This window comes from Streptomyces sp. Da 82-17, from assembly GCF_046098215.1.
Classification (GTDB): domain Bacteria; phylum Actinomycetota; class Actinomycetes; order Streptomycetales; family Streptomycetaceae; genus Streptomyces.
In genome coordinates this window covers 165,991-176,166 of the sequence record NZ_JBJURH010000020.1, presented here as the reverse complement: position 1 = coordinate 176,166, position 10,176 = coordinate 165,991, and the positions used below count along the sequence as shown (strand labels likewise).

At 70.4% G+C, this 10,176-nt stretch carries 8 protein-coding genes; 4 read left to right on the top strand and 4 right to left on the bottom strand.

Features of this window, described 5'->3' with window-relative positions; translation table 11 throughout:
- Positions 1 to 837 precede the first annotated feature (837 nt).
- The gene (locus ACIDOF_RS29000; protein ID WP_409009092.1) at positions 838 to 2,010 is read left to right on the top strand and encodes a helix-turn-helix domain-containing protein; all 1,173 of its coding nucleotides are present in this window, start codon (positions 838 to 840) and stop codon (positions 2,008 to 2,010) included.
- A 99-nt stretch (positions 2,011 to 2,109) separates the two neighbouring features.
- On the top strand, positions 2,110 to 2,442 hold the full coding sequence (locus ACIDOF_RS28995) for a hypothetical protein (protein WP_409009091.1): 333 nt from the start codon (positions 2,110 to 2,112) through the stop codon (positions 2,440 to 2,442).
- 228 nt (positions 2,443 to 2,670) lie between these two features.
- Here the strand turns inward: ACIDOF_RS28995 and ACIDOF_RS28990 are convergent, their stop codons facing one another.
- The 4 genes from ACIDOF_RS28990 to ACIDOF_RS28975 form a co-directional block, all read right to left on the bottom strand.
- Positions 2,671 to 3,870: a hypothetical protein gene (locus ACIDOF_RS28990; protein WP_409009090.1), complete on the bottom strand. Its 1,200-nt coding sequence runs from the start codon at positions 3,868 to 3,870 to the stop codon at positions 2,671 to 2,673.
- Positions 3,871 to 4,083: 213 nt separating this feature from the next.
- Positions 4,084 to 5,715: a phospho-sugar mutase gene (locus tag ACIDOF_RS28985; RefSeq protein ID WP_409009098.1), complete on the bottom strand. Its 1,632-nt coding sequence runs from the start codon at positions 5,713 to 5,715 to the stop codon at positions 4,084 to 4,086.
- A 59-nt stretch (positions 5,716 to 5,774) separates the two neighbouring features.
- Complete coding sequence (locus tag ACIDOF_RS28980; RefSeq protein WP_409009089.1) at positions 5,775 to 6,587, bottom strand: purine-nucleoside phosphorylase; 813 nt, start codon at positions 6,585 to 6,587, stop codon at positions 5,775 to 5,777.
- 298 nt (positions 6,588 to 6,885) lie between these two features.
- A complete protein-coding gene (locus tag ACIDOF_RS28975) occupies positions 6,886 to 7,323 on the bottom strand; it encodes a gamma-glutamylcyclotransferase (RefSeq protein WP_282510817.1) in 438 nt (145 codons plus the stop codon).
- Between the two features lie 164 nt (positions 7,324 to 7,487).
- Between ACIDOF_RS28975 and ACIDOF_RS28970 the strand changes: the two genes are divergently transcribed.
- Together ACIDOF_RS28970 and ACIDOF_RS28965 are read left to right on the top strand one after the other, a co-directional pair.
- The gene (locus ACIDOF_RS28970) at positions 7,488 to 8,966 is read left to right on the top strand and encodes an NAD(P)H-quinone dehydrogenase (RefSeq protein ID WP_409009097.1); all 1,479 of its coding nucleotides are present in this window, start codon (positions 7,488 to 7,490) and stop codon (positions 8,964 to 8,966) included.
- A gap of 221 nt (positions 8,967 to 9,187) precedes the next feature.
- Positions 9,188 to 10,120, top strand: coding sequence for a DeoR/GlpR family DNA-binding transcription regulator (locus tag ACIDOF_RS28965; protein WP_409009096.1), 933 nt, complete (start codon positions 9,188 to 9,190; stop codon positions 10,118 to 10,120).
- Positions 10,121 to 10,176: the final 56 nt, after the last annotated feature.

Here is a 10,176-nt window from a genome sequence, read left to right as displayed (position 1 = left end):
GAGGGGGGTTGGGGGTGGGTTGGAGGTGAGGGTCGGCGGGGGTGTGGCTGCGGGCCCGTACGGCTGGGCGATCAGTTTCAGCGTGGTCACTACCGGCCGAGCCATGACAGTCTGCAGGTTGGAAGGGAAGCCTTTGAACGGGCGGGAGTCATCGTCCCCTGATTATTCGGGCGAGGAGTGTCCGGATTTCTTGTCTGTGCAGATCCTCCGTGGGCTCGTTTTGGATGAGGTCGAGTCGTGGATTTTTCGCCATGAGGGCCTTGACGATCCCGTGCTCTGGGAAGCTGTCAGGGGCCTCGCGGTCGGGCGCATGCAAGATGAGTCCCTTGACCCTGGGATCCGTGTGCGCTGGGGGGAGATCGCGCATTTTGCTGCTTGTGGAAAGTTGAACAGCGCAGGCGTTGACCGCCGGGTCGTGACCGCTGAGACCGCAAGGGTTCGCGCATATCTAATTCGACGGTTCGGGGCATCGTTTGATGGGCAATTGAGGGATCCGCGAGACTTGTGCCAATCCCTCGTCGATGAACTGGGTGTGAATCGTGACGAGATAGGTAGGCTTGCGTCTCAGTGGCGTCGCCTGCCGCCTCGAGACATTCTTGAGCTGCGCCGACTGAAGAATATTGTCAGCGTGCTGTCAGATGCGCGAGAATTTTTGCCCGCAGATGACCCGCTCCAGGGAGAGGTTCGAGCATGGGAGGGGCTCAAACCTATTTTGCCTTGACCGGTGCTCAATATGTGCCAATGCTTGTGCCGTGGTCCGGTGTTAATGGGGCGACTTTTAAGCGTGATCATGCGAACCGCTACACGGGGTCATCCTGGTAGTCGTACGCTCGCCTCATGAGTGCCGATATGGGCAAGCGGCTTCAAAACGTGCGTAAGCGGCGGGGGTTCACTCAGCGGGAGCTTGCTTCCGTGGCCGGGGTGTCCGTCTCCCTGATTCGGAAGTTGGAGCAGGGGGAGCGGGCCGATACGCGGCTCGAAACCGCTCGGCGGTTGGCTGTGGCCTTGCGGGTTCCGACTACCTGTCTGGTGAGCGGGCCTGATGCCGAAACTGAACGGGACGATCAGTGGACGGCTGTGCGGCAGGCACTCCTCGGGCCCGTGGGAAGCGGCGACGTCAGCGAGGCACCCACCGTTGCCGGCATGCAGGAGCTGATCGACGCGGCCGTTCCGCTCTTCTCCGGGGACAGGTTCCGGGAGTTGAGCTTGATCCTGCCTGACATGATCCGCGACGCGGACCTCGTCGCCGAGACGGCTGGGCCGGCCGGGAGGGACGTGCGCGTACGGCTGATGCAGCTCACCGGGTGGCTGCTGACGCAGACGCGGCAGTTCGACGCTGCCGAAACCGCCCTCGGTCGGTCGCTCGAAGACGCCTCCGGCCGCCTTCAGGGTGCGGCGACGGTCAATACGCAGTGCTGGTTGCTGTTGCGGCAGGGGCGGCTGGACGAGGCGCGCGAGCTGGCCGTTCGATGGGCCGATGAGGTGGAGCCGCGTATCTCCCGGGCCACGCCTGGTGAGTTGAGCGCGTGGGGTTGGCTCCTGCTGCGCGCCTCCGCCGCGGCGGTACGGGACAACCGGCCGGGCGAGGCCGAGGACACCCTCCGGTACGCGAACGCTGCGGCCGTCGCCCTAGGGCGGGAGTTCGCGCCCGGCGATGACTTCCTCAAGGCGTTCGGGCCCGTCACCGTGGCGCTCAAGCGGGCCGAGAACGCGATGGTCGTGGACCGCCCGGACCTCGTGCTCAAGCTCTCCGCCCGTATCCCCATCTCCGGGATGCGTACGACGTCCAACAACCGCAACCGCCATCTGCTCGACGTCGCGGAGGCGCACACCCGGGCGCGGGACTACGCGAAAGCGGTCGACGTGCTCCAGGAGGTCCGGGCCGCAGCCCCCGAGTGGCTGCCGAACCAGCGCTACGCCCGCGACATCTTCGGCCGGATCATCGCCCGACGGCGGACACTGACCCCGGACATGCGAAGCCTCGCGGACGCTATTGGGGTGCCGATGTGACCCGGGCCCGCCCGATGACTGACCTTGGTGGCACTTCGGCATGATGCAGCGTCAAAGTGCCATTGATGGCGGGCCGTCGAGCTCCGTAGCGTCATCTGCATGACCAATCCACACGGGGTACCTTCGCCCAGCGCTCGGCTGTTGCCTTGGGCCGGGGCCGACGGAAAGCCGTGCTTCCTGCTGACCGACGGGGACGGCGGCTACCTCACGCGCGTCGCGGACAACATGGAGTCCGTTCAGCTCGGCATGGCCAGTGAACTCCTCGACCACGTCGATGACTTGCTCGCCGACCTGCGGGCGACCCCGGACCAACTCCGGTACTGCCTGGAGCGGATGCGCGAGTCCCTGCGTGACGTGAAGCGGATCGCAGACAGCAGGGGCGCACGACCGGCCGGTGGCCCCGCCGCACCGGACGGAGACTGCGGAGACTGATGTACGGCGTAGGGCGGATCGTCGCCGGGGACGAAGTCGGGAAGTTTGTCAGGGTGGAGGAGTTGGTGGGGGAGCCGCCCAGTTTTCTCGTACTCCTCGCGTGCGACCGGGAGTTCACGCGTGGGTGTGGGGATTACTGGGTCGAGGATCTCGAGTCCCTGGGGCAGTTCTTCGCCGAGGGCGGGTGGGTTGTGGAGTGGCCGTCGGACGGGGCCTCGGGCGGGGCTGTCACGGGGCGCTAGGCCAGACCAGCAGCATGTACCCGCCGAAATAGCCCGCCATCAGTACCGCCCCCGCGACCCAAGCCGCCGCACGGCGCAGGGAAGTTCGGGACAGGGCCACCGCCAGTGGGAGCAGGAGCGGGAAGCCGGGCAGCAAGAAGCGCGCCCGTGAGAAGAAGACGCCGCCGCTGCCCAGCACGATGGCCAGTAGTACGCCGACAAAAGCGAGCAGCACCAGTGGCTGGCGGTCCAGTACGCACCGTACGTAAAGCACCGTCGACGCGATCAGCGTCACGCAGACCAGGATCAGGAAGAGCTCCGGCGTCGAGTCCTCGATCAAGTGGTCGTCCAGCCGCCGCAGCGTTTCCACGCCGCCGTCGATGGTGTTGCGCCACAGCTTCTGCACCGCGAAGTACCCGTCCCAGCGGCCGAGTCGGGCGCCGACCCAGCCCACGTACGACAGCCAGCCCAGCGGGGCGAGCAGGGCACCCGCCAGTGCTCGCCACGAGAAGTCCCGCCGCAGCGCCAGGACCGCCCCCAGCGACACCGCCGCCGCCAGCGCCACCCCCGTCGGGCGGGTCAGGCCGGCCATGGACGCCAGCGTGCCTGCCCAGATCCAGTTGCCCCTCAGGCACGCGTACAGGGACCAGGCCGCGAAGGCCGTGAACAGGGACTCCGTGTAGCCCATCCACTGGACCAGGCCCACCGGAAGGGCTGCCCACAGCAGGACGAGGAACAGCCCCACCCGGCGGCCGTGCAGGCGGTCGCCCACCGCGAAGATGCCCCACGCCGCGAACAAGGACGAGAACACTGCCAGCAGCAGACCCGCGCTCGCCGCCGAGCCCGGCAGCAGCCACGACAGCACCCGCACCGCCATCGGATACAGCGGGAAGAACGCCAGGTTGTTCGCGTCGTACGCCGTGCCCAGTTCCTCCTCGTAGCCGTTGGCCGCGATGCCCAGGTACCAGGACGAGTCCCAGTCGTCGGCGAGCAGCGGCCAGATGCCGTGGCCGAGGCGGTGGGCCCAGAGGGAGAGGACGAGGAGGCAGAAGAGGCGTACGCAGACGTAGCCGTAGAGCGCGGGCGCCGCATGGCGCAGGGAGCGGACGAGACGCCGCCTCAGGTCCGAGGGTGGGGGAGTGGCCCCGGGACTGGGGCGCCGGGATGCGGGCAGGACTCGGCGGACGGCCTCGGTGGGGGCGGACACGGGCGGGCAGCTCCTGGGGCTCGGGGGACCAGGTTCGGTCGGCTCGGTCGTGGGCAGACCGGTCCACCTTCCTTGCGGGCCTCCGCCTCGCCCGTCCCGCTCCGTCAAGTGCCGTGCGCGAATCACCCGTTCAGGTGGCCCCGACGTACGAGAAAGGGGCGGCGGTGACCGTCACCAGTCACCGCCGCCCCTCCCGATCACGGACGTGAACCCTCAGATTCCCGCCGCCACCGCCAAGTCCCGCTTCAGGCCCGCGAGCAGCTCCGCCGCCTTCGCGCGCGCCCCGGACAGATCGCCGGAGGTCACCGGGACGACCGCCTCCAGGTAGCACTTCAGCTTCGGCTCCGTGCCGCTCGGGCGGACGATGACGCGGGCGCCGTCCAGCGTGTAGCGGAGACCGTCCGTCGGGGGAAGCGATGCCGTCCCCTTCGTCAGGTCCTCCGCAAGCGTCACCGGCAGGCCCGCGAGCACCGTCGGCGGCTCCTCGCGCAGTCGGCGCATCGCCGCCGCGATCAGCGACAGGTCGTCCACCCGCACCGACAGCTGGTCCGTCGCGTGCACCCCGTGCTCGACGGCGAGGTCGTCGAGGAGGTCGAGCAGCGTACGGCCCTGCTCCTTCAGCTCCGAGGCCAGCTCCGTGACGAGCAGCGCGGCCGTGATGCCGTCCTTGTCGCGCACGCCCTCCGGGTCGACGCAGTAGCCGAGCGCCTCCTCGTAGCCGTAGCGGAGGCCGTCCACCCGCGCGATCCACTTGAAGCCCGTGAGGGTCTCCTCGTACGCCAGGCCCGCGGCCTCCGCGATCCGGCCGAGGAGCGACGACGAGACGATCGACTCCGCGAACGTGCCCGTCACGCCCCGCTTCACCAGGTGGGCCGCGAGCAGCGCGCCCACCTCGTCGCCGCGGAGCATCCGCCAGTCGCCGCCGTCCTTCACGGCCACCGCGCAGCGGTCCGCGTCCGGGTCGTTGGCGATGACCAGGTCCGGCTCCTCACGGCGCGCGGTCGCGAAGGACAGGTCCATCGCGCCCGGCTCCTCCGGGTTCGGGAACGCGACCGTCGGGAACTCCGGGTCCGGCTCGGCCTGTTCGGCCACGACGACCGGCTCGGGGAAGCCCGCCCGCGCGAACGCCGCGAGCAGCGTGTCCTTGCCGACGCCGTGCATGGGCGTGTAGACCGTACGGGCCGTGCGCGGGGAGCCCGGCGCGAGCACCGCGTCCGTGCGGGCGAGATAGGCGTGCAGCACCTCATCGCCCAGCGTCTCCCAGCCGTCCTCCGGACGCGGCACGTCCGCGAGGGCCGCCACCGCGTCGATCTGGGCCGCGATGTCCGCGTCGGCCGGGGGCACGATCTGCGAGCCGTCGCCGAGGTACACCTTGTAGCCGTTGTCGCGCGGCGGGTTGTGCGAAGCCGTGACCTCCACACCTGCGACTGCGCCCAAGTGCCGTATGGCGAAGGCCAGTACGGGTGTCGGCAGCGGGCGCGGGAGGACCGCGGCGCGCAGGCCCGCGCCCGTCATCACGGCGGCCGTGTCCCGCGCGAAGTCCGCCGACTTGTACCGCGCGTCGTACCCGATGACGACGAGCCCGCCCGCCCGGCCCTGCGCCCGCAGGTACGCGGCCAGACCCGCGGCGGCGCGGATGACGACCGAACGGTTCATCCGCATCGGGCCCGCGCCCAGCTCGCCGCGCAGCCCGGCGGTGCCGAACTGGAGCGTGCCGGAGAAGCGGTCCGCCAGCTCGTCCAGCGCCCCCGCGTCGATGAGCTTCGCCAGCTCCTCGCGGGTCTCCGGGTCGGGGTCCTCGGCCAGCCAGGCCCTGGCCCGGGTGATCAGTGCGTCGTCCTGCAGCTCTGCCTGCACGTCTGCTTCAGCCTCTCGTCGTACGGGGGACTCGTCGTACGGGTCGCTCAGATCCGGCCGAGGACCTGCTTGAGCAGGGACCCCATGCGGGCGGCGGAGTCACGGCCGGCCTGGAGGACCTCCTCGTGGTTGAGGGGCTCGCCGGTCAGGCCCGCGGCGAGGTTGGTGACCAGGGAGATGCCGAGCACCTCCGCACCCGCCTCGCGGGCCGCGATCGCCTCGAGGACCGTGGACATGCCGACCAGGTCGGCGCCGAGGATGCCGGCCATGCGGACCTCGGCCGGGGTCTCGTAGTGCGGGCCGGGGAACTGGGCGTACACGCCCTCCTCCAGGCTCGCGTCGACCTCCTTGCACAGGGCGCGCAGGCGCGGCGAGTACAGGTCCGTGAGGTCGACGAAGTTGGCGCCGACGATCGGCGACGTCGCCGTCAGGTTCAGGTGGTCGCTGATCAGGACCGGCTGGCCGGGGCGCATGCCCTCACGCAGGCCGCCGCAGCCGTTGGTGAGGACGACGGTCTTGCAGCCGGCGGCCACGGCCGTGCGCACGCCGTGCGCGACGGCGGCGACACCGCGGCCCTCGTAGTAGTGGGTGCGGCCGAGGAAGACCAGGGCGCGCTTGTCACCGATCTTGTACGACCGGATCTTGCCGCCGTGGCCCTCGACGGCGGGCGGCGGGAAGCCGGGCAGCTCGGTGACGGGGAACTCGGCCTCGGGCGTGCCGAGCGCGTCCACGGCGGGCGCCCAGCCCGACCCCATCACGAGGGCGACGTCATGGGTCTCAGCGCCGGTGATCTCACGCAGCCGCGCGGCGGCGTCGTCGGCGGCGGCGTACGGGTCGGTGGGGGTTACGGAAGCGTTCACGCGGTTGAGGGTAGCCGTTGTCCATCCACGCGCGTAGATGCTGCCCCAAACAGTGTCGCGATCGTTGCGTTGTACGTTCCGACAAGCAGGGCCCGACAAGCAGGCACCGGCCAGGGGGCTCCGCCCCCGGACTCCCGATCGCCCTTCGGGCTGGTTGTCTTTCGTCTGCCGCACCGTCGTGGCCGGTCGCGAAACCAGCCCCTCCCCGCCCCTTCCCGAAAGCCTGCGGCGCTGGTCTTTCGGCTTTCCCGCCGTCGTGGCTCGTCGCGCAGTTCCCCGCGCCCCTTTCGGGGCACGTTCAGCAGGGCCTCTTCCGCAAAGACATCACGTAATCGTGCGGCGCCCCCGCCGACTCCGCCGCGTCGGCGATCTCGCCGAGGTAGCGGGCCGAGGGCAGGCCGCCCTCGTAGCCGTTCAGGACGTACACCCAGGCGGGCATCTCGCCCTCCAGGGTCTCCACGCGGATCCGCATGCGGCGGTAGATGTCGAGGCCGACGCCCTCCCAGCGGTCCATGGACTCCTCGTCCATCGGCGCGATGTCGTAGAGCGCGACGAAGACCTGCGAGCGCGGCGCTTCCACGATCGTGGCGAGCGCGCCCTCCCAGCCCATGTGCTCCCCGCCGAAGGTCAGCCGCCAGCCGTTGAGCCAGCCGGTGGCGCGCAGCGGCGAGTACGGGGCGCGGCGGGACATGAGCCGCGCGTCGAGATTGCCGGCGTACGCGGCGTAGAGCGACATGGGTCCGAGGGTACGACAGTGACCGCCGCTGGTCGTGCGGGATCGGGGGCCGCCGGTAACCCGCTGGAGGGCCCCGGGGCGAAGCAGCTTGAAGCGTGCGGGACAATGGAGTACGTACTGCATCTGCCCGGGGGGCGACCCCCGGACCCCCGGCCGGATTGGCGCTGGGCGGGCCGGAAACGAGAGCGCGAGGCGTAAATCCCTTGACCCGGATCGTGATCATCGGCGGCGGACCTGGCGGATACGAGGCGGCCCTGGTGGCCGCCCAGCTCGGCGCGGAGGTGACCGTCGTCGACTGCGACGGTCTGGGCGGGGCGTCGGTGCTCACCGACTGCGTGCCGTCCAAGACCCTCATCGCGACGGCCGAGGTGATGACCACCTTCGACTCGTCGTACGAAGAGCTGGGCATCATCGTCGAGGACGACACCCCGCACATCGACCAGGCCGCCCGCGTCGTCGGCGTCGACCTCGGCAAGGTCAACCGCCGCGTGAAGCGGCTCGCGCTCGCCCAGTCGCACGACATCACCGCGTCCGTGACCCGCGCGGGCGCCCGCGTCGTGCGCGGCCGGGGCCGGCTCGACGGGCAGCAGGCGATGGACGGCTCCCGCAAGGTCGTCGTGACCGCCGCCGACGGCACCGAGGAGACCCTCACCGCGGACGCCGTGCTGATCGCGACCGGCGGCCACCCGCGCGAGATCCCCGACGCCCAGCCGGACGGCGAGCGCATCCTCAACTGGACGCAGGTGTACGACCTGGACGAGTTGCCGGAAGAGCTGATCGTGGTCGGATCCGGTGTCACCGGTGCCGAGTTCGCCGGTGCCTACCAGGCGCTCGGTTCGAACGTCACGCTCGTCTCGTCCCGGGACCGCGTGCTGCCCGGCGAGGACCCGGACGCCGCCGCCGTCCTGGAGGACGTGTTCCGCCGCCGCGGCATGAACGTCATGTCCCGCTCCCGCGCCGCCTCCGCCAAGCGCGTCGGCGACCGCGTCGAGGTCACGCTCGCCGACGGCCGGACCATCACCGGCACGCACTGCCTGATGGCGGTCGGCGCGATCCCCAACAGCAGCGGCATGGGCCTGGAGGAGGCCGGGGTCCGGCTGAAGGACTCGGGCCACATCTGGACCGACAAGGTGTCCCGCACGTCCGCCCCCGGTGTGTACGCGGCCGGTGACGTGACCGGCGTCTTCGCCCTCGCGTCGGTCGCCGCCATGCAGGGCCGCATCGCGATGTACCACTTCCTGGGCGACGCGGTGACGCCGCTGAACCTGAAGACGGTCTCCGCGAACGTCTTCACCGACCCGGAGATCGCCACGGTCGGTTACAGCCAGGCCGACGTCGACAGCGGCAAGATCGACGCCCGCGTCGTCAAGCTGCCGCTCCTGCGCAACCCGCGCGCCAAGATGCAGGGCATCCGGGACGGCTTCGTCAAGATCTTCTGCCGCCCGGGCACCGGCATCGTGGTCGGCGGCGTGGTCGTCGCGCCGCGCGCTTCGGAACTGATCCACCCCATCTCGATCGCGGTCGACAACAACCTGACGGTGGAACAGATCGCGAATGCGTTCACCGTCTACCCCTCGCTGTCCGGCTCGATCGCCGAGGTCGCCCGGCAGTTGCACACCCGCAAGACCGCGGGCGAGGCGTAGTTCGCGTAAAACCCCTGCTCCGAGGGTGAGTTGTGCCCTCGTGCGCCGTCGTCGGCCCAGTCACCCGGACTATGCCGGGGGACTGGGCCGTGCGTATACCACTTCGCGTCGGGCCATGCGAACAACTTCTGTTATTCGGCGCAAACTGCTGAAACCAGACGGTCGTTGGGGTTACTGTCAGTTTCGTGTTCGCTGCAGAACGTCGCCAATTGATCCTCGAAATGGTGCGGGCCAACGGAGCCGTGTCGCTCCGTGAGCTCGCCCGCGTAGTCCAGACCTCCGAAGTGACCGTACGGCGGGATGTGCGGGCGCTCGAGGCCGAAGGACTCCTCGACCGCCGCCACGGGGGCGCGGTGCTCCCGGGCGGATTCACGCGTGAGTCCGGCTTCCCGCAGAAGTCCCTGTCGGCGACGGCGGAGAAGACCGCCATCGCCGATCTCGCCGCGGGCCTCGTCGAAGAGGGCGAGGCCATCGTCGTCGGCGCGGGTACGACGACGCAGGAGCTGGCCCGCCGGCTCGCCCGCGTGCCGGGACTGACGGTCGTCACCAACTCCCTGCTCGTCGCACAGGCGTTGGCGCACGCGAACCGCGTGGAGGTCGTCATGACCGGCGGCACCCTGCGCGGCTCCAACTACGCCCTCGTGGGCAGCGGAGCCGAGCAGTCCCTCCAGGGGCTGCGGGTGTCGCGCGCCTTCCTCTCCGGAAGCGGGCTCACCGCGGAGCGCGGCCTGTCCACGTCCAACATGCTGTCGGCCAGCGTCGACCGGGCCCTGGTGCAGGCCGCCGCGGAGGTCGTGGTCCTCGCCGACCACACCAAGCTCGGCACCGACACCATGTTCCAGACGGTGCCCACCGACGTCATCACCCGGCTCGTCACGGACGAACCCCCGGTGCACGACGAGCGCGCCGCCACCGAGCTCCAGGCCCTCGCCGACCAGGGCGTCCAGGTCGCCGTCGCGGGCGCGAACCCGCCGGGCAGCGCGCCCGACGCCGTGCCGCCGGGCCCGCCGCGCAGGGAAGTCCCCCTGCCGGGCCAGCGGAGGAACGTCACGCCGGGCACCCCGTCACTGCGCACCACGGGAGCGCTGACAGAGCCTCCGGCGGGGGAGCGGGAACGGGAGCGGGCGAGAGTGGCTGACCTGCGCCGCAGGTAGTCGTACGGCCTGCGCCGCAGGGAGTCGTGCGGCCGGTCCTGCGGTGCCCTGCTGTC

What these genes read in the sequence shown, in the direction of transcription:
- ACIDOF_RS29000 (WP_409009092.1), top strand. Translation starts at nt 838, where the DNA reads ATGAGTGCCGATATGGGCAAGCGGCTTCAAAACGTGCGTAAGCGGCGG.
- ACIDOF_RS28995 (WP_409009091.1), top strand. Translation starts at nt 2,110, where the DNA reads ATGACCAATCCACACGGGGTACCTTCGCCCAGCGCTCGGCTGTTGCCT.
- ACIDOF_RS28975 (WP_282510817.1), bottom strand. Translation starts at nt 7,323, where the DNA reads ATGTCGCTCTACGCCGCGTACGCCGGCAATCTCGACGCGCGGCTCATG.
- ACIDOF_RS28965 (WP_409009096.1), top strand. Translation starts at nt 9,188, where the DNA reads ATGGTGCGGGCCAACGGAGCCGTGTCGCTCCGTGAGCTCGCCCGCGTA.